Here is a 25547-nt window from a genome sequence, read left to right as displayed (position 1 = left end):
ACCGTGAAAGGCCCTCAGCTCACCGGGTCCTCGCCCGCGAGCAGATCGTGCGAGTCGATGATCCGGTAGGCGTAGCCCTGCTCCGCCAGGAACCGCTGGCGGTGGGCCGCGAAGTCCTGGTCGATCGTGTCCCTCGCCACCACCGAGTAGAAGTGGGCCTTGTGCCCGTCCGCCTTGGGCCGCAGGACCCGGCCGAGGCGCTGTGCCTCCTCCTGGCGTGAACCGAACGTGCCGGACACCTGGATGGCGATCGTCGCCTCCGGCAGGTCGATCGAGAAGTTCGCGACCTTGGACACCACGAGCACGCTGATCTCTCCGTTGCGGAAGGCGTCGAAGAGCTTCTCGCGCTGGGTGTTGGGCGTCTCACCCTTGATCACCGGTGCGTCCAGGTGCTCGCCGAGTTCGTCGAGCTGGTCGATGTACTGGCCGATGACGAGGGTCTGCTGGCCGGCGTGCTTGCGCACCAGCTGCTCGGTCACCCTCCGCTTGGTCGCCGTGGTGGCGCAGAAGCGGTACTTCTCCTCCTGCTCCGCCGTCGCGTAGGCCAGCCGCTCGGAGTCGGTCAGATTGACCCGTACCTCCACGCAGTCCGCCGGGGCGATGTAGCCCTGCGCCTCGATCTCCTTCCAGGGCGCGTCGAACCGCTTCGGCCCGATGAGCGAGAACACGTCCGACTCGCGGCCGTCCTCGCGCACGAGCGTGGCCGTGAGGCCGAGGCGACGGCGGGCCTGCAGATCGGCGGTGAACTTGAAGACGGGCGCGGGCAGCAGGTGCACCTCGTCGTAGACGATCAGACCCCAGTCGCGGGAGTCGAAGAGCTCCAGGTGGGGATAGATCCCCTTCCGCTTGGTCGTCAGCACCTGGTAGGTGGCGATGGTGACCGGGCGGATCTCCTTCTTCGTGCCGCTGTACTCGCCGATCTCGTCCTCGGTCAGCGAGGTGCGCTTCACCAGCTCGTGCTTCCACTGGCGGGCCGAGACGGTGTTGGTGACCAGGATCAGGGTGGTGGCCTTCGCCTGCGCCATCGCACCGGCGCCCACCAGCGTCTTTCCGGCGCCGCAGGGGAGCACGACGACTCCGGAGCCACCGTGCCAGAAGCCCTCGACGGCCTGCTGCTGGTACGGCCGCAGCGCCCAGCCGTCCTCCGCCAGCTCGATGGCGTGGGCCTCGCCGTCCACGTAACCGGCGAGGTCCTCGGCCGGCCAGCCCAGCTTCAGCAGCGTCTGCTTGATCTGCCCGCGCTCGGAGGGGTGCACGACGACGGTGTCCGGGTCGATCCGGGTCCCGACGAGCGGCTGGACCTTCCTGGACCGCAGGATCTCCTCGAGGACCGGCCGGTCGGTGGTGGTGAGGACGAGCCCGTGGGTGGGGTGCTTGGACAGGGTGAGCCGGCCGTAGCGCGCCATCGTCTCCGCGACGTCGACGAGGAGCGCGTGCGGGACGGGATAGCGGGAGTACTCGACCAGTGCGTCGACGACCTGCTCGGCGTCGTGCCCGGCCGCCCGGGCGTTCCACAGGCCGAGCGGAGTCACCCGGTAGGTGTGGATGTGCTCCGGCGCACGCTCCAGCTCGGCGAAGGGCGCGATGGCGCGACGGCAGGCGTCCGCCTGCTCGTGGTCCACTTCGAGGAGGAGCGTTTTGTCGCTTTGGACGATGAGGGGCCCGTTCACGCCACACCCTTTCTCCGGGTCGGTCCGTCTGTATTGGACGCGGCCAAACAACCAGTGTCGCGCATCGCCGGAGTGCGCGGGGACCCTGCGGGTATCCGCGTGTCCATGACTAAGGGAGCCGAACCACGCCGTGAGTGGGGCAGAACTGTCCTGAGAGCTTTCCTGATCGTCTCCGCGTTCGTAGCGATGGTCCTCTTTTCGGCCGTGCTTGCACGGCTCACGCTGTCGCCGTCGGCCGCCTCCGAGGGCGTCGCGACCGCCAACATGCGGCCCGGGGCGTCGCTGCGCCAGTACGCGCAGGACTACACGTTCCTCGCGGCGGCCAAGCAGGTGGGCGGCAACCTGCTGCTCGGTGTCCCCTTCGGTGTGCTGCTGCCGGTGCTGCTGCCGCGTTCGCTGCGGCTGCTGCGGGTGATGGTGCTCACCGTGCTGGTGATGGCCCTGGTGGAGCTGGCGCAGGGCGCGATCGTCGCAGGCCGCGCCTTCGACGTGGACGACGTGATCCTCAACACCACGGGTGCGCTGATCGGCTACGCACTGCTGGGCCGCAGGCTGGGCCGGGCGGGACGCAGCCGGCGCGGCGAGCCGCACGAGTCTGCGGCCTCGCAGCCCGTGGACCACGCGAGGTCCGCGAGGTCCGAGAGGTCCGCGAAGTTCGCGAAGTTCGGGAAGCCCGCGAAGTTCGGGAAGTTCGGGAAGCCCGCGAAGCTTGAGAAACCCGCCACCGAATCGGCGGGCAGGGGACCGGGCGGCCTGTTCAGGTGGCGTCGTCGGCCAGTTCGGCCACGCCCGTGATGCGGTGCAACGGGTACGTGCGCACCTCGTCCGCGGTGTGGTCGTACGCCGTGACGAAGCCGCCCTCGACGCGGACGGGTGCGATGACACGCTGGCTCGCGGAACCCTCCGCGTTCACATAGCCGATCCAGACCGCGGAACCGGTGAGTACGGCGGCCTGCACGGTGGCGAGGGTCTCCGCCGAGGTGGTGCGCGGCAGTTCACCGCCCTGGGGCCGGCCCGCCATCGCGGCCGGCTTGCGGACGACTGTGGCGGCGAGATCGCCCGCCTTGATCGCCTTGACCGCCGCGCCGAGCAGCGTGCCGTCGGGCACGGGCGGCCCGTCCGGTACGGGGGCGGGCGCGGCGCGCGGCGGCGTGCGGCGGGCATGGGCGCGGGTGATCAGCACGTCGCCCTCCGCGCTCTCCGCGGCCGGCGCGAATCCCATGACGCGCAGCCCTTCCAGCAGCGTCCCCGGGTCGGCCTGGGACGCCAGCACGGTCGGGGCGAGGCGGCGCAGGCCGAGGCCCTGGGAGCGCTTGTCGGCGAGGATCTCGCCGAGAAGCGCGTCGTCGTCGCAGCGCACATAGGCCGAGGCGGCGCCGATGCGCAGATGGCCGTGACGGCGGGCGACGTCGTCGATGAGGTAGCTGAGCGGCTGGGGGACGGGCGTACGGGAGTGCGCGGCCAGGAAGGCGTGCAGGTCCGACGCGGCCTTCCCGGCATCCAGGGCGCGCCGTACGGAGGCGGGCGTGAAGCGGTAGACCGTGGCGCCGCCCTTGGACTCCACGTCGGCGAGCACGGCGAGCGTCTCGGCGAGCGGCCGTTCCAGCGGGCCCGGGGCGACGGCGGTGAGGTCGGCCTGGAGCAGGACATGGTCGAGCGGCTCCGGCAGGAGCGGCGCGAGCGCCTTGACCGCGCGGGCGCGGCACGCGGAGAGCGCCTCTGCGTCGGCGCTGGCCGCGGCATGGGGTGCGCCGGCGTTCATCACGTCCGGTCCGTCGGGGCGGTCCGGTTCGTCGAGGCCCACCAGGGCCCGCGCGTGCATGGAGAGGGCGCCGCGGCCCGTCACGCCCAGCAGCTCCGCCTCGGAGAGCGTCCAGGTCGCGGCCAGTGCCCGCAGGTCCCTCGTCGCGCCGGCGGCGTCGCCGCGCAGCGGACGTTCCCAGCGCAGCCGGGCCAGCAGCGTCTGCGGGTCGGGGGCCGCGCCGTGCGGGAGGTCCGCCAGCAGCTCCAGAACCCGGTGCCGCACCTCCACGGTTGCCGACCGGTCCAGGTCCGGCCCGAGCACGGACAGTGTGCGGCCCTTGCTGTCCTGGCTGCCGACGAGGCCGGGGGTGCGCGTCGCCGTCAACCAGGCGACGGCGAGTTCACCCCACCTTTCCGCCACAGGGAGTTCGAGCCACTCGTCGTACGCCGGTGTCGGCGCGTACCGCTCATCGGCCTCTCCGTCGGACGCCAAGAGCCCTGCCGCATAGGCCAGTTCCAGCCAGAACGCCGCCAACTGCTCGTTCGTGTCCAGTGCCGCGGCCGTCCGCTTGAGGTCCCGTACGGCGAGACCTCCCGCGCGCAGCACCGCGGGGCCGCCCTCGTGCCAGTCCTTCAGCAGGTCCTCGACCGTGGTCAGCGCCGTGTAGGCCTGGCCCGCCGCCGCACTGTCCACAACCTGTGGACCGTATACGGAGGCAGGCTCGACGGCCGGCGGAACCGGCTCCGGCACCCGGTGCGCCCGCCCCGCCCGCAGATGCAGCGCCGCCTCCCGCGGCAGCACCACCGTGCGCGTCGAGGCGGGAAGCAGCAGCCCGCGGTCGCGCAGCCAGCGCACGGGCGGCGCCGGATTGGACGTCACCTCGCCGTACGGAGGCCCCCACACCAGCCGGTCCAGGATCCCGAGCGCCTCCGGCGGCGCGGTGTCCAGCAGCGCCGCCATCCGCGTCCGGTCCGTGAACAGCGAGGTCAGCGCCGCGACCGCGGACACCGGGTCGTGCGTGGTCGGCAGACCCGCGGCCGCCAGGATCTCCTGCAGCCGGCCCGGCGACATCCCGGCGGTCGCCTCCGAGACGGTCGGGCCGAGCCCCGTCGGCGAGGGACGGGTGGGCGACGGCGCGAGCAGCTCCCGCGCGGTGCGCACCAGCCGCAGCCGGTCCTCGCCGCCCCACACCAGGGCCTGTCGGCGCAGCGAGTCCAAAGCCCTCGGCAGGGCGGCCTCAACGGCCGGTTCGCCCTCGTCGCCCGTCAGCAGCGCGAGCAGCGTGCCGTACGGGGCGGGGTCCGGTGCGACGGCCAGCGCCTCTGCGGTCTGCAGCGTGAACCGGTCCAGCCGCTCGAGGGCCCGTACGACCGAGGCCCGGGTGCCGGCCCGGGTCGCCAGCTGGGTCACGTCGTTCGGCACCGGGCTCAGCAGATCGGGGCGGGCGCGCAGCAGCGCGGCCAGCTCCTCGTCGTCGCGGGCGCGCAGCGCCTCGGCGAGGGTGCGCGGGCCGCCGCCGGTGGCGCTGCCGCCGCTTCCTTCGGGCATGGTCCCCATCCGCCCCACGTTAGCCCCTGGAGCGCTACCGTCGGGGACAGGGCGGCCCGGGAAGGCGGGCGGCCGGCCTTCGCAGGCCCTTCGCTGGGAACGTCAGGGGAACCGTCGGTGGGGATCGAGAGCGACCAGCTCGTCTACGACTATCTGAGCCGCGTAGGCGACCTGGCTCAGCAGGCCCAGCTCCCGTCCGGTGCGCGCATGCGGCTCGTGACGACACTGCGGAGCGAAATCGACAAGCAGCGGGCGAAGTTCGGCGGGGACAGCCCGGCGGGCGTCCGCCGCATCCTCGGGCGGCTCGGCACGCCGGACGAGGTGGTGGCGTCCGCGGCTTCCTCCTCTTCGGTGGCTTCCCCGGCCGCGGTGTCCGAGCCGCAGGACACGGGGAGTTCGCGTGCTGCGCCGGGCGCGGCGTCCGAGGACGAGCAGGGGGGCGCACTGCCGCGCCAGCGCGGGTGGCGGCGGGTGCCCCGGCCGCGTCGCGCCGACACCCCGGCCCCCGCGCCGCGCCCGGCGGCCTCGCCGCCGCACCTCGCCGGCATGGACGAGCTGGGTCCTTCGGGCTCAGAACCGGACTGGTGGCGCATCGACCCTGGGCCGTTCGGCTCGAGCGACAGCGTGGCCGGGTTCGTGGGGGGCGTCGAGATCCCCGAGATCCTGAAGCCGCCGGAACAGGACGATGCGGCGGAGACCGGGGCCGGGGCGGATCCGGCCGGGGACCCGGAGGCGGAGGTCGCCCCGGGCGGCCGCCGACCGCTGCTGCGGCGGCTCCTGCGGCGCGGCGGCACGGTCGTCGCGGAACCGGCGCAGCCCGGGCGGGTCGGCTTCGGCAGCCCGATGCTGCTGCTCGCCGCCGCGCTGCTCGTCGCGGGCGCGGCCCTCGGTTCGCTGATCGCGCTGGGCCTCGGCTGGCTCCTCGCGTACGGCTCACGCCGGCTCTCCCGCACCGAGGTCAAACTGGCCGTGCTCGGCCTGCCGGGCGCTGTTGCCGCGGGCGCAACGCTGTGGCTGTGGGGCCGCATCAACGGCAACTGGGGCGAACCCGTACCGGAGGGCGGCATGCGGGACGTGCTGGCGGGGATGTGGCCGTGGGTGGTGCGGGGGGCGGCGGTGGCGTCCGCGCTGTTCCTGGTGTGGCGGGGCAGGCGGGTGCGCTGACGCCTGCGGCGGGCTCCTTCCCCCACCCCGCCCGGACCCGCGCTCTGCCCGGACTCGCAGCCGGGCTCTGCCCGGGGCCGCAGTCGGGGTCTGCCCGGACCCGCGCTCCGCCCGGTGCCCGCACCGCGCTCCGCCCGGACCCGCGCTCCGCCCGGACTCGCAGCCGGGCTCTGCCCGGGGCCGCAGTCGGGGTCTGCCCGGACCCGCGCTCTGCCGGGGGTCGGTACCGCGTTCCGCGTGGACCCGCAGCCGGGCTCCGCCCGGACCCGCCCTCTGCCCGGACCCGCCCTCTGCCCGGACCCGCCCTCTGCCCGGGGCCCGCACCGCGCCCCGCCCGGGGCCGCACCCGTGCTCCGCGCGGACTCGCCGGGGAGCGCCCCCGGACGGGCTGGGGTTTGCCGCTGTGCGGCGAACCGCAGCCTCGTCTGCGCGCCCGGTCGGTTACTTCGTCAGGTTCGCCTGCAGTTCGTCCAGGATCTTCGACGCCGCCGTGTAGCCGATGCCCTGGATCCACACCTCGTCCTCGACGGCGAAGACCTTGTCGTTCTTGACCGCCTTCATGCCCTTCCACAGCGCGCTGTCGAGGGTCTGCTTCTGCTTCGCCTTCGTCGGGTCGCCGTACGTGGAGTGGAAGACGACGTCCGCGTCCGCGAGGTCGATCTTCTCGGGGCTCACGTCGTACGAGAAGCCGTCCTTGGCCTTGTCCGTGATGGCGGGGCGGCCCATGCCGACGTCGGCGAGGAGCGTCGAGATGTAGTTCTGCTTGCCGTAGATGCGGATGTCCGCGCCCTCGACGAAGCGGACCACGTTGACCTCGGTCTCCGCGGCCTTGTCCTTGCCGCCGAGCGCCTCCGTGACCTTCTTGGTGTGGGCGTCGTAGTCGGCGACCGCCTGCTTCGCCTCGGCCTTCTTGCCGAGCGCGTCGGCGTGGAGCTGGAAGTTCTCCTTCCAGGGGTAGCCGGTGGTCTCCGTCATCACCGTCGGCGCGATCTTCTTCAGCTCGGCGTACTTGTCGCCGTGCCGGATCTTGCTGGTGAGGATGAGGTCGGGCTTGAGCGCGGCGATGGCCTCCATGTTGGGCGTCATCATCTCGCCGACGTCCTTGATGCCTTCGACCTCGTCCTTGGGCAGATAGGGCAGGAAGCCGGACTCGGTGCCCGCGTGGGTGGCACCGACGGGCTTCACGCCGAGGGTGATGACGGAGTCCAGCTCGGCCGTGTCGAGCACGACGACGCGCTTCGGGGCGTTCTTGACCTCGACGTCGCCCATGGCCGTCTTGACCGTGTGCGTGTCATTGCCGGCGGCGCCGGACTCCTTGCCGTTGTCGGACGGTTCGGAAGAGCCGCACGCGGAGAGAACGAGCGCGGCGGTGAGCGTGAGGGAGCCGGTGAGGAGGCCGCGGCGGCGGGCGGTGGTCATGGCAGGGGGAACCTTTCAGGCGGACTGCGTGGACGGTGTGGGGGTTCGGGAGGGGGAGTACGGCGCTCCCGGGACGACGAGCGGCGACCCGGTCACCGGGTCGGGGACCACGACCGACTCCATGCCGAACACCTCGCGGACCAGCTCGGCGGTGACGACGTCCGCCGGACGCCCTTCCGCCACTATGCGGCCGGTCTTCATGGCGACGAGGTGGTCGGCGTAGCGGGCGGCCTGGTTGAGGTCGTGGAGCACGGCGACGACCGTGCGGCTGCGTTCGTGGTTCAACTGCCGTACCAGGTCGAGGACCTCGACCTGGTGCGCGATGTCGAGGTACGTCGTCGGCTCGTCCAGCAGCAGCAGATCCGTCTCCTGCGCGAGCGCCATCGCGATCCACACGCGCTGGCGCTGACCGCCGGACAGCTCGTCGACGGGCCGGTCGGCGAGGGCGGTGACGTCCGTGCGCGCCATCGCGTCCGTCACCGCGCGCTCGTCCTCCTGCGACCACTGCTGCCACCAGTGCTGGTGCGGCTGGCGGCCGCGGGCCACGAGGTCGGCGACGGTGATGGCCTCGGGCGCGACCGGGGACTGCGGCAGCAGACCGATCGACTGCGCGATCTTCTTCGTCGGGATCTTCGACAGCTCGGCGCCGTCGAGCAGGACCGCCCCGCCCTTGGGCTTCAGCAGTCGGCCGAGCGCCCGCAGGATCGTCGACTTGCCGCACGCGTTGGGGCCGACGACGACCGTCACCTGGCCGTCGGGGACGGCCAGGTCGAGCTCGTGCACGACCGTGCGGTCCTCGTAGGCGAGCGTCAGCTCGCGGGCCGTCAGCCTGCTCACGACTTTCCTCCAGCGGTACGGCTACGGATGATGAGCCAGATCAGATACGGGGCCCCGATGGCGGCCGTCAGTACGCCCACCGGCAGCTCGGTGGGCGAGAACAGCCGCCGCGCCGCCAGGTCGGCGAGGACGACGATCACGGCGCCGAGCAGTGCGGAGCACAGCAGCGGGATCTGCGCGGTACGGGTCGCCCGGCGTGCGTTCTGCGGTGCCAGCAGCGCCACGAAGTCGACGGGTCCGGCCGCGCCGGTCGCGACCGAGGCCAGTACGACACCGAGCAGCACCAGCCCGAGTCGTACGCGGCCGAGCCGCACGCCCAGAGCGGTCGCCGTGTCGTCGTCCATCGAGACGGTGCGCTGGGCGCGGGCGGCCCACAGGATCGCGGGCAGCAGGGCGAGCAGCGTCCAGCCGAGCGGCGCGGCCTCCTCCCAACCGCGGCCGTTGAGCGAACCCGTCATCCAGATCTGCGCCTGCTGGGCGACGAGATAGTCGCCCTTGGTCATGAACAGCGTCGTGACCGAGCGGAGCGCGATCGCGAAGCCGATGCCGATGAGGACGAAGCGGGTGGCGTGCAGGCCGCCGCGCCAGGCGAAGACGTAGACGAGCGCGGCGGCGACGACACCGCCGGTGACCGACAGGTACGGCAGCACCGTGTACGAGGTGACCCCGAACGTGAGCGCGCCGACGGTGAGAGCGCTCGCGCCCTGGCTGATGCCGATGATGTCGGGGCTGGCGAGTGGATTGCGCGCGACGGTCTGGATCAGCGCACCCGCGAGGCCGAAGGCGGCGCCGACGAGGAGCCCGAGGACCATGCGGGGCAGTCGCAGCGTCCCCACGACGAGCTCGTCGGGCGACGGCTGCCCGAAGAGCACCTTGAGCACTTCGCCCGGCGCGACGAAGCTCTCGCCGACGCAGAGGTACACGACGCACGACGTGGCGAGCGTGAGGGCGAAGGCGGCGGCGACGGTCGCGGAGCGGCGGTGCAGCAGGAGGCTGGCGCGGCGGGTGCGGGCGACGGCGTAGCCGGCGGGGCGGACGGTCGTGACGGTGTCAGCGCTCACTCGGCGCCCTCCTCGTAAGGGCCGGCGGGCACGGACCGCCGGGGCCGGAGCCCGAACTCCAGACGCGAAGGCAAGGGCAGGAGGAAATGGGATCCTTTCGAAGACGGAGCCCCGCGAAGCACGGACGTCACGCCGGCACCGCCTTCCGCCGCACCAGCGTCACCAGGAACGGCACACCGATCAGCGCCGTCATCACCCCCGCGGGGACCTCGCTCGGCGGGAAGACGATCCGGCCGGTCACGTCGGACACCAGCAGCATCACCGGGCCGACGACCGCCGCCATCGGCATCAGCCACCGGTGGTCGCTGCCGACGATCGCGCGGGCGATGTGCGGGACCGCGAGGCCGATGAACGCGATCGGGCCCGCCGCCGCGACGCCCACGCCGGTCAGGACCGTCGCGCCGACGCCGCCCACGATCCGGACCGTCGCGACGTTCTGGCCGAGGCCCTTCGCCACGTCCTCGCCGAGGGCCAGCGCGTCGAGGCCGCGTGCCACCGACATCACGAGGAGCGTGCCCACCAGCAGGAACGGCCAGATCTGGCCGACCACTTCCGCGTCGCGCCCGGCGACGGAGCCGACCTGCCAGAAGCGGAACTCGTCCAGTGCCGCGGCCTTCGTCGTCAGGATGCCCATCGTGACCGACACCAGCAGCGCGTTGATCGCCGCGCCGCCGAGCGCCAGTTTGACGGGGGTCGCGCCGCCGCGACCGCGGGCCGCGATCGCGTACACGGCGACCGACGCGAGCGCCGCGCCCGTGAAGGCGAACCACACGTACCCCGTGAGCGTGTGCACTCCGGCGAAGGCGATGGCCAGCACCACGCCCACCGACGCGCCCTGGCTGATGCCGAGGATGCCCGGGTCGGCGATCGGGTTGCGGGTGATGCCCTGCAGGACCGTGCCGGCGAGGGCAAGCGCGGCGCCGACCATCAGACCGATGAGGGTGCGTGGCACGCGCAGTTCGCGTACGACTTCGGCGTCGGGGCTGTGTCCGCCGTTCAGTACGGCGTCGAGGACGGTGGACGGCGCGATGGCACGTGCTCCGACCGCGAGGCTGAGCAGCACCGCGAGCAGCAGGGCGGCGACGGCGGCGGCCGTCCACCCGATGCGGCGGGCCGCGAGCGCGCGTCTGGCTGACATGGGCACCAATCGGATGGGGAAGTGAGGCGGGAGTTCGAGGAAACCGACGAAAGCAAGGTTGGTAAGGCTTGGCTAAGTCTAAGCGGGCGCACATTCGCGCCGACGCGTGGGCACAATGACCCCCATGGCTTCCTCGTCCGCGCCGCGCCCGCTCACCGTCGGATTCGACCTCGACATGACGCTCATCGACTCACGCCCCGGTATCCACGCCGCCTACCGGGCGCTCTCCGCGGAGACGGGTGTGCACATCGACGCGGACCTGGCCGTCACCCGTCTCGGGCCGCCGCTGGAGCAGGAGTTGGCGCTCTGGTTCCCGGCAGAGCAGGTCCAGGAGATGGCCGACCGGTACCGCGAGATCTATCCCGGGTACGCGATCGAGCCAACCCCTGCGATGCCGGGCGCCCGCGAGGCGATAGCGGCGGTCCAGGAGCTCGGCGGCCGCGCGATCGTGGTCACCGCCAAGCACGAGCCCAACGCCAAGCTCCACCTCGCGCACCTCGGCATCGCGCCGGACGAGGTGATCGGCTGGCTGTGGGCGGAGGCCAAGGCGGAGGCGCTGCTCGAGCACGGCGCGGCGGTGTACATCGGCGACCACATCGGCGACGTACGGGGCGCGCGCCTCGCCGGCGCGCTGTCGGTGGCGGTGCCGACGGGGCCGTGCGACGCGGGCGAACTGAGCGGGGCGGGCGCGGACGTGGTCCTCGAGGACCTCACCGCCTTCCCGGCCTGGCTGCGCTCCTACAGTGCGGAGCCCGTCGGCGTGGAGGCCGTGGCTGCGGACCGCGCGGATCTGGCCTGACGCCGCTGCGCGGCGATCGAACGCAGCACTCCCGCCGCGGCGACCAGGAACCCGACGCCCATCAGCATGCTCACCGCATACGCGACGGTCGGGAACGGCTCGGTGTCCAGGAACAGCGGGGCCACCGTGACCAGAGTGGCCACCGCGCCGACGATGAAGACGATGGCGCCGGCGCGCACCAGCCCGTCACCCGGGGCGGCAGCGGCCGAGGCAGGAGTAGCAGTCATTCGGCCAGGGTAGTTCCCTTGCGCACAGGAACCGGTCGGGGACGTCTTGTCACCGGCCTCTGGACCATTAGCCTTGGGGGTGGCGGGTCAGGCGACCCGCTGTAGTGCTATCCAGAGCCGTTTTTTCGGCGCCCCAACTTGCGGTGCCCCAGCGCCCAACGAGTACGAGGACGAGGACAGACGTGCCTACCGGCAAGGTCAAGTGGTTCAACAGCGAGAAGGGCTTCGGCTTTCTCTCCCGCGACGACGGCGGCGACGTCTTCGTGCACTCCTCCGTGCTCCCGTCCGGAGTCGAGGCCCTGAAGCCGGGCCAGCGCGTCGAGTTCGGTGTGGTGGCCGGCCAGCGCGGCGACCAGGCACTGTCGGTGACGCTGCTGGACCCCACCCCGTCCGTGGCGGCGGCCCAGCGGCGCAAGCCGGACGAGCTGGCGTCGATCGTGCAGGACCTCACGACGCTGCTGGAGAACATCACCCCGATGCTGGAGCGCGGCCGCTACCCCGACAAGGTGCACGGCGCGAAGATCGCGGGCCTGTTGCGTGCGGTGGCCGACCAGCTGGACGTCTGAGCCCGACCGGCGGTACGGACCCGCTCACACGAACGAGCTCACACGAACGAGAGAGCACCCGGGCCGAGGGGCGGTACGAGCCCCTCGGCCGCCGCGCGTGTCAGCAGCCCCCGCACGGCCGCGTAGCCGTCGTCCCCGAGGTCGGCCGTGAACTCGTTGACGTACAGCCCGATGTGCTGGTCGGCGACGGCCGGGTCCATCTCCTGGGCGTGCTCGAGCACATACGGACGCGACGCCTGCGGGTCGTCCCACGCCATGCGCACCGACGTGCGCGCCGACTCCGCGAGCAGCCGCAGCGTCGGTGCGCCCAGCGACCGCTTGGCGATGATCGCGCCCAACGGGATCGCCAGGCCCGTCGTGGACTCCCAGTGCCCGCCCATGTCGGCGAGGGAGTGCAACCCGTAGTCCCGGTAGGTGAAACGGGCCTCGTGGATGACGAGTCCGGCGTCGACCTTGCCGTCGCGCACGGCCGGCATGATCTCGTGGAACGGCATCACGACGACCTCGCCGACCCCTCCGGGGACGACGTCCGCGGCCCACAGCCGGAACAGCAGATAGGCGGTCGAGCGCTCGCTCGGCACGGCGACGGTCTTCCCCGTCAGGTCCGTACCCGCCTCGCGGGTGAGGACGAGGGGACCGCAGCCCCGGCCCAGCGCGCCGCCGCACGGCAGCAGCGCGTACTCCTCGAGGACCCACGGCAGCACCGCGTACGACACCTTGAGCACGTCGAGCTCGCCGCGCTCCGCCATCCCGTTGGTGATGTCGATGTCCGCGAACGTCACGTCCAGCGCGGGGGCGCCGGGGACCCGGCCGTGCGCCCAGGCGTCGAAGACGAAGGTGTCGTTCGGGCAGGGCGAGTACGCGATCCGCAGGGTCACGATTGCTCCTCGAGGACGGGGGCGAGCTGGTGGAACGCCTGCCGCAGCGCGGACAGGGCGTCGCCGATGCGCCACGCGAGGCGGTCCCGGGGGCCGACGGCGTTGGAGATCGCGCGGATCTCCACGACCGGCACGCCGTGCGCGGCGGCGGCCTCCGCGACGCCGAAGCCCTCCATCGCCTCCGCGGCGGCCCGCGGGTGCCTGGCCGAGAGCTCGGCGGCGCGGGCGGCGGTCCCGGTGACGGTGGAGACGGTCAGTACGGGTGCGTGGGTCGCGCCCAGCGCCTTGGCGATGAGCGCGGACAGGGCGGGCGGCGAGGGGTGCGTGGTGCGGCCGAAGCCGAGTTCGTCGATGGGCAGAAAGCCGTCGGGGGTCTCGGCGCCGAGGTCGGCGGCGATCACGGAGTCCGACACGACGAGCGAACCGACGGGCGCGTGCGGAGGGAAGCCGCCGCCGATCCCGGCGGGGACGACCAGGCCGTAGGGCCGGTCCGCCACGGTGAGCGCCGTCGCGGCGGCTGCGGCGGCACCGGCGGGCCCGACACCGCCGACGAGCACGTCGTAGGCGGGGGTGCGGGTCAGTGCGTAGCCGCCGGGGAGGGAGGCAGCGGCACCCTCCGCGTTCGCGACGACGGCGGCGGCCTCGGCCGCCACCGCAGTCACGACAAGCACGCGCACGGCATCGACCTCCGGGTCAGGATGCCTTCTCGAACGAGAAGTTCCAGATGCCGACGACCTTCTTGCCCTTGGTCTCCATGACGCTGACGGCCGTCTTGGCCGTCGGCTCACCGGTCGGCGAGGAGAAGAACGCATTGCCCGGAATGGACCGGTACGTCTTCTTGAAGGGCTCCTGCTCCACCGGCTGCGCGCCGAACAGCAGGGTCCAGCCGTTCTCCGCGATCTCCGGGTCCACACCCATGCGGACCTGGTCGTTCATGTCGACCTTGATGGTCTCCGTCGGCTTCTTGGTCAGGCAGCCCTGGATCTCGGACTCCTTGATCGCCTCACCGTCGTTGTAGCAGGCGGCCTCCGCGTGGACGGAGTCCGACCCGATCGTCACCGTGACGAGCGGCGTCGGCTTGTCGCAGGCGGAAAGGACGAGGAGCCCGGCGGAGACGGCACCGAGAGCGGCAGCGGCCCGGCGGCGCTTGCCCGAGAAGAACGCAACGGTCATGAGCCGAAGGCTATCGGGCCCGCTTCCTCCTGCCGCGCGGGGGTACGCGGCGCGGCGCGACCGGGTTGCGCCACGAGGGTGGCGGCCTCGGCCGCCGCGCGGGCGGGCGCGTCCGCCCGCAGGCCCTGCCCGCCTTGCCTGTGCCAGCCTCGCGCAGCCCCTAGGGCGTGTTTCGAAAGTAGCGTCGTCCGCCCGCAGGGCGGGGCCCGCGGCGTCTGGTGCGTGCGATCGCAAGGCGGAGGATCATCCTCGTACTGGACGTACTTGGATGACTCCGACAACGCAGCGAGTGTGCGTGCCAGGCGTCGTGGGCCAGGCGGGACTTTCGAAACACGCCCTAAGCCACCTTTGCCCGCGGCCTGCTGCCCTGCCGCCCCGCCCCCAGCAGTCCGCGCGCGGCCGTCACCGCTCCCGCCGCGACGATGCCCGCGGCCACCGACATGCCCACCACACCGTTCAGCGGCAGCACGATCCCGATCGCGCCTCCCAGCACCCACGCCATCTGCAGCAGCGTCTCCGAGCGGGCGAACGCCGACGTGCGGACCTGTTCCGGGACGTCCCGCTGGATCAGCGCGTCGAGGGACAGTTTCGACAGCGCCTGGGACAGCCCCGCCATCGCGCCGAGCACCGCCACCATACCCACGCTGAAGAAGACCGCCGCCGCGACGGCCGCGGCCAGGACGAGGGCCAGCATCGTCGCGATGATCGCCTCGGGGGCGCGGGACTTCAGCCAGGCCCCGATGGCTGTGCCCAGCGCGTTGCCCAGGCCCGCCGCGACACCCACCATCCCCAGCGAGACGGCGGCCGACTGCCCGGCGAGCGGGTGTTCGCGCAGCAGGAACGCGAGGAAGAAGATCAGGAACCCGGACAGCGCGCGGTGCGCCGCGTTCGCCTGCAGTCCGTGCAGTACGGACGGGCCGACCGTGCGCAGGCTCGGCTTCGTCTCGCCGTGCGTGAGCATGTGCACCTTCGACTCGCCCTTCGCCGAGTCGACCTTGTGCGGCATGGTGAACGCCCAGTAGGCACCGAGGACGAACAGCGCGAACGCCCCGTACAGCGGCCACTGCGGCCCGATCTGCTGCAGCGCAACCCCGATCGGCGCCGCGATCCCCGTCGCGAGCAGGCCTGCCAGTGTGACCCGCGAGTTCGCCTTCACCAGCGAGAACTTCGGCGGCAGCAGCCGGGGCACGACCGCACTGCGCACCACCCCGTACGCCTTGGAGGACACCAGCACGCCGAGCGCCGCCGGATAGAGCTCCAGGCCGCCCGTCGCGACGGCACCCGACATCGTCAGCGCCAGCAGCGCACGGGCCAGCATCGCGCCCGCCATGGCCGCGCGGCGGCCGTGCGGGACGCGGTCGAGAAGCGGGCCGATCACAGGGGCCAGCAGCGCGAAGGGCGCCATCGTGACGACGAGGTAGAGCGCGACCCGGCCGCGGGCCTCGTCGGTCGGTACGGAGAAGAACACCGTGGACGCCAGCGCCACCGTGATCATGACGTCGCCGGCGCCGTTGACGGCGTGCAGCTCGATCAGTTTGCCGAGGCCCGACTCGCCCGCTCCGTGAGCGTGCGTCGCCTTGCGGATGCCGCGGGCGGTGCCGGTGATGGGGAGGTGCAGGGCACGGCCGACCGTCCGGCCCGCCCTGCGGAGCGGCCCGGCTGAGTCGGACGACCTTGCGGCTGCCACCCCGTCATAGTGCCCCAACCCCCGCGTCCCCGAACCGTGGCAGCGCCCGGGCGTCGGGCGTGTTCCGCCCTTGCCGCTGCTGCGCCTGCCCGCGTCGCGCCTGCGTCCTGCCTGCCTCCTGCTCCTGCGCGCTGCACCCTCGTCCCGCTCCGGCGAGCAGGCCGCATCCTTGTCGGTTCGTCCCGTGTTGGGTCGGGCAGGTGGGCGGCGGGCGTAGGAAGGGGTAGCGTGCGTAGCGCGCCACCGGCGGTTGGTTTCGGCCGCGCGCCTCTTCGGCATCCCGCAGAATGGGTGACGTTAGGTGTGCCCGGGATCAGGACGGTCCGGGCGTGTGCACGTCGATTGCGGCCCCTTGGTCCGCTCCGTGCGCCGCCCAGTACCTCGGAATCGGCCGAGCGCATCCGTGAGACGGCGTAGGAGAGAAGCGAGACCTGTGAGTGCTGCGACGACGCGAAGCCGTACCCCCGACCGTCTGTGCGCCGAGGCGGTCGACCTTGCCCGGAAGGCGGCCGAGGAGGCCGCGGCGCCCGGGGTGGTCGGAGAGCATGTGTCGGTCGTCTCCGAAGGGGACCGGGTCGTCACGCACTCCTTCGAGTGCCAGGAGCCCGGCTACCGGGGCTGGCGCTGGGCCGTGACCGTCACGCGCGCCTCGCGTGCCAAGGTCGTCACCCTTGACGAAACCGTCCTGCTGCCCGGTCCCGACGCGCTGCTCGCCCCCGAGTGGGTGCCGTGGAGCGAACGGCTGCGGCCCGGCGACATGGGTCCCGGCGACCTGCTGCCCACCGAGGCGGACGACCTGCGCCTGGAGCCCGGCTACACCGGCGAGGACGAGCCGCCGCCGAACTCGGTCCTCGCCGAGCACCCGCCGTCCCACGACCTGGTCGAGCGGGTCGAGGCGGAGGACGCGGAGCTCACCGACCGCAGGCCGGCCATCGAGGCGACGACGAGCAACGGCCGCGGCCAGATCGCGGCGCTCGCCGAGGAACTGGGCATGCGCAGGGCGCGTGTGCTGTCCCGCTACGGCCTGCACAGCGCGGCCGACCGCTGGGAGGAGGCCTTCGGCGCGAAGACGCCGATGGCGCAGGCGGCTCCGGCGGCGTGCATCACGTGCGGCTTCCTGGTTCCGATGGCGGGCTCGCTGCGGCAGGCGTTCGGAGTGTGCGCGAACGAGTTCTCGCCGGCGGAAGGGCACGTGGTGTCTTTGGCGTACGGCTGCGGCGGGCACTCGGAGGCGGCGGTCATGCCCAAGCCGCCGAAGCCGCCGGCGCCTGTGCTCGACTCGATGGCGGCGGACGAATTCCCTCTCCGCCCCGCCCGCGACGGCGGCTCGGTCCCAACAGAGCCGGACGGCCCGTCGGAAGACCTGGGCCACTCGTAACGCTCGCCCGCCGGGAAGCCGGCCGCTCGGGCGTTTGAGGGCACGGTCGTGGGTCGTGGTGTGTCCATGGGCCGGGGCTGGACCATGGGCTCCGGCTTGTTCGGGTCCGGTGGTCAAGGTGGGGGAATGAAGCTCGTCCGGCGCTCCGGGGTGGGCTGTCCGGGTCGGGAAGCCGGCCGCTCGGGCGTTTGAGGGCACGGTCGTGGGTCGTGGTGTGTCCATGGGCCGGGGCCGGACCCCTGGGCTCCGGCTCGTTCGGGCCCGGTCGTCACGGCCGGGAAACTCAGCCGGCCCGGCGTTCGAGGACGAGGCCGCAGGCCTCCCTGCGGCCACCGGCCACGGGCCCGGGGCGGAGCCCCGGTTTCGGGAAGGGGCGGCGTGGGGGCCTCGCCGCGGGCCGCCGCGCGTCACCGCGGGCAGCCACGCGGTACCTTCGGCCCCAGGAACAAGCAAGCCCCGCCGAGGCCCCCGGACACACCGGACTCCGCCCCGGTGATGCGAGAGAGCGGAGTCACACCGTGAGCGTCAGGACGACCGAGTGGGCCGACCCGTTCGGGACGGCACGGCTGCGGCGCGGTGTGCTCGACGCGTGGGGCGCGAGCCCGGCCCGGTTTCGGGAGGACGCGAACGCCGAGGAGGACCTCGCCCTCGGCGGCTACCGCGACCGCCTTGTGGTCGAGCTGGCGCAGAACGCCGCCGACGCCGCCGCCCGCGCCGGCGTCCCCGGCCGGCTGCGGCTGACGCTGCGGCCGGCCAACGGCCAGGAACCCGCCGTGCTCGCCGCCGCGAACACCGGCGCTCCGCTCGACGCGACCGGTGTCGAATCGCTGAGCACCCTGCGCGCCTCGGCCAAGCGCGAGGGCCACGAGGCCGCCGTCGGCCGGTTCGGTGTCGGCTTCGCCGCCGTCCTCGCCGTGAGCGACGAGCCCGCCGTCATGGGCCGGCACGGCGGCGTGCGCTGGTCGTTGGCGGAGGCCAGGGAGCTGGCCGGTCAGGTCGCCAAGGCCAGCCCGGGCCTCGGGGACGAGCTGCGCCGCCGGGACGGCCACGTACCGCTGCTGCGGCTTCCGCTGCCGGCCGAGGGCACCGCGCCCGAAGGCTACGACACTGTCGTCGTCCTGCCGCTGCGCGACGGCGCCGCCGTCGACCTTGTGGAGCGGCTGCTCGCCGGTATCGACGACGCACTGCTCCTGACTCTCACCGGCCTCGCCGAGATCGTCGTGGAAACCCCGGACGGCGTGCGGGTGTTGGAGCGCCACGCGCAGGACCCGTACGTGCGCATCGAGGACAGCGTGCGCGGTGAGCACCGCTGGCGGGTCGTCAGCCATGGCGGCCCCATCGAGCCGGCGCTGCTCGCCGACCGCCCCGTCGAGGAGCGCCTGCGGCCGCACTGGACCGTCACCTGGGCCGTTCCCGTCGATGACGAGGGCGCGCCGGCCCGTCCGCAGACCCAGCCTGTCGTGCATGCGCCGACGCCGACCGACGAGCCCCTCGGCGTACCGGCACTGCTCATCGCGTCGCTGCCGCTGGACACCACCCGCCGGCACCCGGCCCGAGGCCCGCTGACCGCCTTCCTGGTGGAGCGCGCGGCCGACGCGTACGCCGAACTGCTCGGCTCCTGGCAGCCGGTGACGACAGGGACCATCGACCTTGTGCCGGGGCCGCTCGGCAAGGGGGAGCTGGACGGCGAGTTGCGGGCGGCGATCCTGAAGCGCCTGCCGCGCACCGCGTTTCTGGAGGCGGCGGTTCCGCGGGATGTCGCGGACGAGGACACCGGTCTGCCGGACCGGGTGACCACCGGAGGGCTGCGGCCCATCGAGGCGGAGGTCCTGGAGGGTGCGGGCACGGACACCGTGCGAGTACTGGCCGAGGTGATGCCGACGCTGCTGCCGGCCGGCCTCGAGCGCCGTGTGGAGCTGCGCACGCTGGGCGTGGCGCGCGTGCCGCTGACGGAGGCGATCGACCGGCTGGCCGGTCTGGAACGCGAACCGGCGTGGTGGCAGCGGCTGTACGAGAGCCTCGCCGGCGTCGACCCCGACCGTCTTTCCGGCCTGCCGGTGCCCCTCGCGGACTCCCGCACCACCATCGGCCCGCGCCAGACACTGCTGCCGCTCGCCGACACTCCGGCCGACCTGGCCCGGCTCGGCCTCAAGGTCGTGCACCCGGACGCCGCCCACCCACTGCTGGAGAAGCTGGGCGCGCTGCCCGCGACGCCGCGGGCCGTCCTCACGACGCCCCAGGTGCGGGCGGCCGTCGCCGCGTCGCTCGACGCGGGCGAGATCTGGGACGAGGACGCGGACTCGCTCGACGCGGAGGAACTGGCGGAGACGGTCCTCGCTCTCGTCAGGGACGCGGAGTTGGAGCCGGGCGACGAGCCGTGGCTCGGCGCGCTGGCGCTGCCCGACGAGGACGGGGAGCTCGCCCCCGCCGGCGAACTCGTCCTGCCGGGCAGCCCGTTCGCCTCCGTCATCCGTGGGGACGAACTCGCCCTGTGCGACGCGGAACTGGCCGAGCGGTGGGGCGAGCAGCCGCTCGCGGCGTGCGGCGTCCTCGCCAACTTCGCCCTGGTCCGCGCCACCGACGTCGTCCTCGACCCGGACGAACTCGAGCCGCGCGCCGGCGACTACGCCGAGCCTGACGACGCCGGACTGCTCGACGCGGTCGACGTGTGGGCAGAGGACGTCCTCGACCGGTTGCCGGACACTCCGGTGCCGCCGGTCGCCACGGAGATCGTCGCCGTGCGGGACCTGGACCTGGTGGACGACGACTGCTGGCCGCAGGCCCTGGCGCTGCTCGCGCAGCCGCCGCTGCGGGACGCGCTCACCCAGTCCGTACGGGTCCTGCTGCCGGACGGCACGACGGAGACGGTGCGCCCGTACACGGCGTGGTGGCTGCGCGACCACCCCGTGCTCGACGGCCGCCGCCCCGCGGGACTGCGCGCTGCGGGCGCCGACCCGCTGCTGGAGGGCCTGTACGAGTCGGCCGACACGACCGGCTTCGCGGACGCGCAGGTGCTGCACGCCCTCGGGGTCCGCACGTCCGTGGCCGCGCTCCTCGACGAACCGGGGGGCGCGGCGGAGCTGCTGTCGCGCCTCGCGGACCCGGACCGCCAGGTGTCGGCCCGTCAGCTCCACGCCCTCTATACGGCGCTGGCCGACCTCGACCCGGAACAGGTCACGCTCCCCGACGAGCTGCGGACGGTCGTGGACGGCGAGGTGGTGGTGGTCGACGCGGCAGAGGCGGTCGTCGCGGACACCCCCGACCTCCTCCCGCTGTCCGCCGGCCTGCCCCTGCTCCCGGTGACGCCCACGCGCGCAGAGGACCTGGCCGACCTCTTCCAGGTACGCCGCCTGAGCGAGGCGGTCGAGGCGGACGTCACGACGGACGGGGAGGAGCACGAGGTCCCGGAGTCCGTCCGCATCCTGCTGGGCCCGTCGACGCCCTCCTCGTACGTCGAGCACGAGGAACTGATCGCGGGCGGCAGCGAACTCGACTGGCGCCGCACTCCGGACGGCACACTCCACGCCGCCACCCTGGAGGGCGTGGCGGCGGGCCTCGCCTGGTCGGCCGGCCAGTGGCCGCGCCGCTTCGAGGTCGCGGCGCTGCTGGAGGACCCGTCCCGCACGGAGGAGCTGGCGCGGGACCGCTGGTTCGACGCGTAGGCCGTCCCTTCCGGGTCTCGCGCGGTCCGTCGCCGCCGTACGGTGACGCACTCCTGACGCATGGGCACCACGTGCGGGGGACGTTCCCGCCCGGGCGGTGAGGAGGGGCCCTGCGCCCGCGTGGCCCAGATGTGACGGGCCCGTGCGCCAGGTGCTGTCCGCGCGTACTTGCAAGGGCATCGCACCTGGTCACAGGGCGTACGACGGCTGTAGCCGCAATGTGCTCCGTGTGCAACGGTAGGTGCCATGGCGGGCATTCGGCACACTCATCCGAACGGGCACGACCACCACGGCGACCACCGCCACGGCGACCACCGCCACGACCATCCCGGTCAGGGGCCTGCGCGGGGCGGGGCGCGGCACCGCCTCGCCCACCTGCTCCGGCCGCACAGCCACGAGTCGGGCGACAAGGTCGACGCGGCGATGGAGACCTCCCGCGACGGCATGCGCACGCTGTGGATCTCCCTCGTGGTCCTGGGCGCGACCACCGCCGTCCAAGCCGTGATCGTCGCCCTGTCCGGGTCGGTGGCGCTGCTCGGCGACACCGTCCACAACGCCGCCGACGCCCTGACCGCAGTCCCGCTCGGCATAGCCTTCCTGCTCGGCCGGCGCGCCGCGAACCGCCGCTACACGTACGGCTACGGCCGGGCCGAGGACCTGGCGGGCATCGTCATCGTGACCACCATCGCCGCCTCAGCGGTCGTCGCCGCCTGCATGGCCGTCGACCGGCTGCTGCACCCCCGCGACATCACCCACCTGTGGGCGGTCTCGGCGGCCGCGCTGGTCGGTTTCGCGGGCAACGAGTGGGTCGCCCGGTACCGCATCCGCACCGGCCGGCGGATCGGCTCCGCCGCTCTCGTCGCGGACGGCCTGCACGCCCGGACCGACGGGTTCACCTCGCTGGCGGTCCTGCTGGGCGCGGGCGGCGCCGCGCTCGGCCTCCGGTGGGCCGATCCGGTCGTCGGTCTGCTGATCACCATCGCCATCCTGCTGGTCCTGAAGGACGCCGCCCGCGAGGTCTGCCGGCGCCTGATGGACTCGGTCGATCCGGCCCTCGTCGAGACCGCGGAGACCGCTCTGCGCGGCGTGGACGGAGTGCTGGACACCGGACAGGTGCGGATGCGGTGGATCGGGCACGCGCTGCGGGCCGAGGCCGACATCGTGGTCGACCCGCAACTGACCGTCGTCCAGGCGCATTCGCTGGCCGTCGCGGCCGAGCACGCCCTGATCCACGCCGTACCCCGGCTGACCGCCGCGACCGTCCACATCGACCACCGCCCTGTGGGCGACGACCCGCACGCGGCACTCGCCCACCACGGCACTGTCAGTTCCGGGTGACAGCATCGGAGCATGACCGACTCCGCAGCGATCGCCGCGTACTGGGATGCAGCCGCCGCCGACTTCGACGCCGAGCCGGACCACGGCCTCGGGGCGGAGGAGACCCGCGCGGCCTGGTCGCGACTCCTGACGACGTCCTGGCTTCCGTCGAGTCCGTCGAGCCCGACGCGTCCGTCCGATGTACTGGACGTGGGCTGCGGCACCGGTTCGCTCTCCGCTCTGCTGGCGGAGGCCGGACACCGGGTCACGGGGGTGGACCTGTCCCCGCGGATGGTCGACCGGGCCCGCGCCAAGCTGAGGGCCGCCGGTCTGCCGGGCCGCTTCCTGGTGGGCGACGCGGCGGCCCCGCCGACCGGTGACGAGCCGTTCGACGCCCTGCTTTCCCGCCATCTCGTCTGGACCCTGCCCGATCCGCAGGCCGCCCTCGCCGCCTGGGTGGGCCGCATACGCCCCGGCGGCACGCTGGTCCTGGTCGAGGGCCGCTGGCGCGAGTCCGGCCAGGCAGGTGTGGAGTATGTGGCGGGCGCCGAGACCCTGCCCTGGCACGGCGGCGTCACCGCCGACGACCTGGCCGCCGCCGTGCGCCCCCTTGTCACCGACCTGCGCATCGAGCCGTTGAGCGGCGAACCCGCCCTGTGGGGCGGCGCCGTGACGGACGAGCGGTACGCGTTGGTCGCCCGCGTCTGACGGCAATGGCCTGTAGTCGCCGCCGGCACATTCCGGTTCATCCTTGTCCCGACGCCCAGGGAAGCAGACATCTGCCGATATCTCGCACCGGAAACTCCGTGGTGGGATACGTCTGTTGACCGTCACAGCAGAAGTGCAGGTCAGTTGACTTTGTCGTGAAGAAGTATTCACCGTCAAAACCGGAACCAGCGTTGCCGGTTGGCCCAGTGGCGTGATCTCATCCCTTGGTGCGGGGGTCGTGTCTGCGGACCCGCTACGGGCGTCAGGCGGCCGTCTGCGCCGGCCTGTTGTCCTTTGACGTGAGTTCGGGTCGACAGTCCCGGCATTTTCCGAAGTGAAAAGGGAGAGAAAGTGCGTAACGACTTCACCTCTGTTGAGACCGCCGAGATTTCCGACAGCGAGCTGGACGGCATTTCCGGCGGTGTCGCCAGCGCCCACGCCGGTGCCAACGGCTACGGTGCTGCCGTCAACGTCGGCGACGTCGTCGGCGCCGCCCAGTCCGTCGCCTCCGTCGTGCCGGTCGGCGCGGTCACCGGTGCGGCCAACGGCCTCGTCTCGGTGCAGACCACCGGCATCTGAGAAAGACCTGCCTCAAAGCCTTCTCGGCCACGAGCATTTGCTCGCCCCGTCCGCTCGTGAGTGGACCGTCGCGGTGAGACAGGCCTCGGGACATCCAGTCCCGGGGCCTTCTGTGTTCGTCCGGACCCTGTAATCGGAGCGTTGCGCGTTTCCGTGTCGACGCGGACAAGGGATTCGGAACCGGAACGGTGCGAGCATCCCCTTCCGGGCTCGGCGGACCGAGTTCTCACTCGACGTGGAGATGCCTTTTCGATGCGGGCGACCATCAGCGTGTTGTCGGTGAACCGGTGCCCCTGGGCCGAGTCCCGAGCCGTACACGTTCACCAGCGAAGTCGCGCGCGGAGTTCGCCGCGTCGTTCGGCTCGACACCCCGAGGCGCGCGGCTCGCCTGGCGGGTCGCCCTGCGGCACCTGGCGGTCCGCTGGGGTGCGGAGCCGCGCGTGCCGGTCGGGAAGACCGTCTGGGCGGAAGTGGCGGTCGGAACGGCCTCGGACTCCTGCCTCTGACCTCGGCCGCCCAGCCGTTCAGCAGGTCGCCCCGCCTCGGCGCCCCGCGTCTGCGCTCGCCCTCAGCGCGGCAATGTGTCGAGGAGGGTGAAGAACCGGGCGCGGTGGTCGGTGCCGTCCGGGAGGTGCCAGGTGGCGGTGACGTGGCCCCGGACGGCGGTGCCGGAAACGCCCTCGTCCGCCGGGCGCAGGACGCGCGTCACCTGGAGCGCCAGGGGCTCGGGTGCCAGGGAGGCCGTCGTGCCGTCGGGCCCGTCGGTGACGACTCCCGGCGCGCTGTCCGCCGGGAGTCCGGGACCGGCGAAGTGGCCCGTGACGGAGGGGTCCGGGGCGTTCGACACGCTCTGGGCCTGCGCCTCGGCCCGGCCCTGCGCGAAGGCCAGCAACTGGGCGACGACCACCGGGTCGTGGACGCCGTCGTACACCCAGCGCTTGCCGAGCACGCCGTGCTCGCTGGTCCCGACGAGCGCCGCCTCGTCGGCTCCGTCGAGCGGCGCGGCGCGGTAGGAGAACGGTACGTGGTACGCGACGGGCTCGTCGCCGGACGCGTCCGTGACCACCATGAACTCGATGCCCACCTCGCCCTGCGGGTCGTCGAGCCGGAAGCCGCCGGCTTTGGCGAGCTCCGGCTCGCGTCCCGTGCCGAGGTACCAGGGCCGCGTGGGAAGCCAGGCCGCGAGCAGCTCGAGTTTGCCGGGCGCCATTGTTGTCCTGTGGATGACAGCCATATCCGGTGAACTCCCCCTGCACGTGACCGATTCCCTTCCGCCCGCAGGTCCTCCCCCTCCCACGGCCGGAAGTCGATTGCCGCCTTCCGCGGTGGCGGTTAGGGTCGGTCGGGTGACTGCCGGGTCGGCCATGGGCCACGCACGAGTGAGGCGCCCGGCCTCGGCGTGAGCGCGAGGCGGGCCAGAGCCCCGCCGTTTTCTCCCCGTCTTCGACCTGTCCTTCAAGGAACCAAGACCTGGGAGAGTCACCTCAGCATGCCGCACCAGCAGTCCGTCACCACCGTCCAGCTCAACCACACCGCCGTGTACGCCAAGGACCGTCAGCTGTCGGCCGAGTTCATCGCCGCCGTCCTCGGCCTCGAGGTCGGTGCGCCGTTCGGCCCGTTCCTGCCCGTCGACCTCGGCAACGGCGTGACGCTCGACTACTACGAGACGGCCGACGAGCCGATCCAGTCGCAGCACTACGCGTTCCAGGTGCCCGACGAGCAGTTCGACGCCATGATCGCCCGCCTGGAGGCGGTAGGGGTCACGTACTTCGCCGATCCCGGTCACACCGAGCCCGGGACGATCAACCGCCTGTTCGGCGGCCGGGGAGCGTACTTCGACGACCCGTCCGGTCACAACATGGAGATCATGACCCGGCCCTACGCCCGGCCGTAGCGCGCTCCGCGCAGGGGGCGGCCGGCCCCCTGCGCGGAGCACGGGTCAACCGGCCCGCCGAGGCGCCGCGTTGTGACTGTTGAGTAAGCGGTTCAATG

The 25547-nt window shown here is 72.9% G+C and carries 22 protein-coding genes; 10 read left to right on the top strand and 12 right to left on the bottom strand.

The annotated features are described in order from the left end of the window. Positions 1 to 14: 14 nt before the first annotated feature. A complete protein-coding gene (locus ACZ4SA_RS04570; RefSeq protein WP_468269744.1) occupies positions 15 to 1670 on the bottom strand; it encodes a DNA repair helicase XPB in 1656 nt (551 codons plus the stop codon). 105 nt (positions 1671 to 1775) lie between these two features. On the opposite strand from ACZ4SA_RS04570, the gene ACZ4SA_RS04565 reads away from it, so the two are divergent. Further along, positions 1776 to 2465 carry a VanZ family protein gene (locus tag ACZ4SA_RS04565; RefSeq protein WP_468269742.1) on the top strand — a complete coding sequence of 230 codons (690 nt, stop codon included), beginning with the start codon at positions 1776 to 1778 and terminating at the stop codon, positions 2463 to 2465. On the opposite strand, the gene ACZ4SA_RS04560 is transcribed toward ACZ4SA_RS04565, so the two are convergent. Then, positions 2428 to 4971 carry a helicase-associated domain-containing protein gene (locus tag ACZ4SA_RS04560; RefSeq protein WP_468269740.1) on the bottom strand — a complete coding sequence of 848 codons (2544 nt, stop codon included), beginning with the start codon at positions 4969 to 4971 and terminating at the stop codon, positions 2428 to 2430. The genes ACZ4SA_RS04565 and ACZ4SA_RS04560 overlap by 38 nt on opposite strands. A 108-nt stretch (positions 4972 to 5079) precedes the next feature. Here ACZ4SA_RS04560 and ACZ4SA_RS04555 point away from each other — a divergent pair, with 108 nt between their 5' ends. Further along, the gene (locus ACZ4SA_RS04555; RefSeq protein ID WP_468269738.1) at positions 5080 to 6126 is read left to right on the top strand and encodes a hypothetical protein; all 1047 of its coding nucleotides are present in this window, start codon (positions 5080 to 5082) and stop codon (positions 6124 to 6126) included. A 441-nt stretch (positions 6127 to 6567) separates the two neighbouring features. Here ACZ4SA_RS04555 and ACZ4SA_RS04550 read toward each other — a convergent pair whose 3' ends face one another. The 4 genes from ACZ4SA_RS04550 to ACZ4SA_RS04535 all read right to left on the bottom strand — a co-directional run bounded on the left by ACZ4SA_RS04550 (position 6568) and on the right by ACZ4SA_RS04535 (position 10581). Beyond that, a complete protein-coding gene (locus ACZ4SA_RS04550; RefSeq protein ID WP_468269736.1) occupies positions 6568 to 7545 on the bottom strand; it encodes an ABC transporter substrate-binding protein in 978 nt (325 codons plus the stop codon). Between the two features lie 15 nt (positions 7546 to 7560). Next, positions 7561 to 8382, bottom strand: coding sequence for an ABC transporter ATP-binding protein (locus ACZ4SA_RS04545; RefSeq protein WP_468269734.1), 822 nt, complete (start codon positions 8380 to 8382; stop codon positions 7561 to 7563). Beyond that, a complete protein-coding gene (locus tag ACZ4SA_RS04540) occupies positions 8379 to 9443 on the bottom strand; it encodes a FecCD family ABC transporter permease (protein WP_468269732.1) in 1065 nt (354 codons plus the stop codon). Before ACZ4SA_RS04540 ends, ACZ4SA_RS04545 begins: the two co-directional genes overlap by 4 nt. Positions 9444 to 9570: 127 nt before the next feature. After that, complete coding sequence (locus ACZ4SA_RS04535) at positions 9571 to 10581, bottom strand: FecCD family ABC transporter permease (protein ID WP_468269730.1); 1011 nt, start codon at positions 10579 to 10581, stop codon at positions 9571 to 9573. Between the two features lie 124 nt (positions 10582 to 10705). Here ACZ4SA_RS04535 and ACZ4SA_RS04530 point away from each other — a divergent pair, with 124 nt between their 5' ends. Beyond that, on the top strand, positions 10706 to 11380 hold the full coding sequence (locus ACZ4SA_RS04530; protein WP_468269728.1) for an HAD family hydrolase: 675 nt from the start codon (positions 10706 to 10708) through the stop codon (positions 11378 to 11380). Here ACZ4SA_RS04530 and ACZ4SA_RS04525 read toward each other — a convergent pair. Beyond that, on the bottom strand, positions 11320 to 11607 hold the full coding sequence (locus ACZ4SA_RS04525) for a hypothetical protein (RefSeq protein WP_468269726.1): 288 nt from the start codon (positions 11605 to 11607) through the stop codon (positions 11320 to 11322). The two genes, ACZ4SA_RS04530 and ACZ4SA_RS04525, sit on opposite strands and share 61 nt — an antisense overlap. Positions 11608 to 11789: 182 nt before the next feature. On the opposite strand from ACZ4SA_RS04525, the gene ACZ4SA_RS04520 reads away from it, so the two are divergent. Then, positions 11790 to 12173, top strand: a complete 384-nt coding sequence (locus tag ACZ4SA_RS04520; RefSeq protein WP_356630895.1) for a cold-shock protein — start codon at positions 11790 to 11792, stop codon at positions 12171 to 12173. A 38-nt stretch (positions 12174 to 12211) separates the two neighbouring features. On the opposite strand, the gene ACZ4SA_RS04515 is transcribed toward ACZ4SA_RS04520, so the two are convergent. The 4 genes from ACZ4SA_RS04515 to ACZ4SA_RS04500 form a co-directional block, all read right to left on the bottom strand. After that, entirely contained in the window at positions 12212 to 13051 is an 840-nt protein-coding gene (locus ACZ4SA_RS04515) for a 1,4-dihydroxy-6-naphthoate synthase (RefSeq protein ID WP_468269724.1), read from the bottom strand. Continuing rightward, entirely contained in the window at positions 13048 to 13728 is a 681-nt protein-coding gene (locus ACZ4SA_RS04510) for a futalosine hydrolase (protein ID WP_468269722.1), read from the bottom strand. The genes ACZ4SA_RS04515 and ACZ4SA_RS04510 overlap by 4 nt, the downstream gene beginning before the upstream one ends. A 16-nt stretch (positions 13729 to 13744) precedes the next feature. Then, a complete protein-coding gene (locus ACZ4SA_RS04505; RefSeq protein ID WP_468269720.1) occupies positions 13745 to 14224 on the bottom strand; it encodes a DUF2771 domain-containing protein in 480 nt (159 codons plus the stop codon). 337 nt (positions 14225 to 14561) lie between these two features. Further along, complete coding sequence (locus tag ACZ4SA_RS04500) at positions 14562 to 15911, bottom strand: MFS transporter (protein WP_468269718.1); 1350 nt, start codon at positions 15909 to 15911, stop codon at positions 14562 to 14564. Between the two features lie 433 nt (positions 15912 to 16344). Between ACZ4SA_RS04500 and ACZ4SA_RS04495 the strand changes: the two genes are divergently transcribed. The 5 genes from ACZ4SA_RS04495 (at position 16345) to ACZ4SA_RS04475 (ending at position 23555) form a co-directional block, all read left to right on the top strand. Then, positions 16345 to 17289 carry a DUF3027 domain-containing protein gene (locus ACZ4SA_RS04495; RefSeq protein WP_468269716.1) on the top strand — a complete coding sequence of 315 codons (945 nt, stop codon included), beginning with the start codon at positions 16345 to 16347 and terminating at the stop codon, positions 17287 to 17289. Positions 17290 to 17807: 518 nt separating this feature from the next. Next, positions 17808 to 20951 carry a sacsin N-terminal ATP-binding-like domain-containing protein gene (locus tag ACZ4SA_RS04490; protein WP_468269714.1) on the top strand — a complete coding sequence of 1048 codons (3144 nt, stop codon included), beginning with the start codon at positions 17808 to 17810 and terminating at the stop codon, positions 20949 to 20951. A 246-nt stretch (positions 20952 to 21197) separates the two neighbouring features. Next, on the top strand, positions 21198 to 22289 hold the full coding sequence (locus ACZ4SA_RS04485) for a cation diffusion facilitator family transporter (RefSeq protein WP_468269712.1): 1092 nt from the start codon (positions 21198 to 21200) through the stop codon (positions 22287 to 22289). 12 nt (positions 22290 to 22301) lie between these two features. Continuing rightward, complete coding sequence (locus ACZ4SA_RS04480; protein WP_468269710.1) at positions 22302 to 22976, top strand: class I SAM-dependent methyltransferase; 675 nt, start codon at positions 22302 to 22304, stop codon at positions 22974 to 22976. Between the two features lie 351 nt (positions 22977 to 23327). After that, positions 23328 to 23555: a hypothetical protein gene (locus ACZ4SA_RS04475; protein ID WP_468269708.1), complete on the top strand. Its 228-nt coding sequence runs from the start codon at positions 23328 to 23330 to the stop codon at positions 23553 to 23555. A 568-nt stretch (positions 23556 to 24123) separates the two neighbouring features. Here the strand turns inward: ACZ4SA_RS04475 and ACZ4SA_RS04470 are convergent. After that, the gene (locus tag ACZ4SA_RS04470; RefSeq protein WP_468269706.1) at positions 24124 to 24789 is read right to left on the bottom strand and encodes a maltokinase N-terminal cap-like domain-containing protein; all 666 of its coding nucleotides are present in this window, start codon (positions 24787 to 24789) and stop codon (positions 24124 to 24126) included. A gap of 255 nt (positions 24790 to 25044) precedes the next feature. On the opposite strand from ACZ4SA_RS04470, the gene ACZ4SA_RS04465 reads away from it, so the two are divergent. Continuing rightward, positions 25045 to 25449, top strand: a complete 405-nt coding sequence (locus tag ACZ4SA_RS04465; protein WP_468269704.1) for a VOC family protein — start codon at positions 25045 to 25047, stop codon at positions 25447 to 25449. Positions 25450 to 25547: the final 98 nt, after the last annotated feature.

This window comes from Streptomyces sp. NPDC027962 (assembly GCF_055566095.1).
The sequence above is the reverse complement of the archived record's forward strand: the minus strand, read 5'-3'. Positions and strand labels throughout refer to the sequence as shown.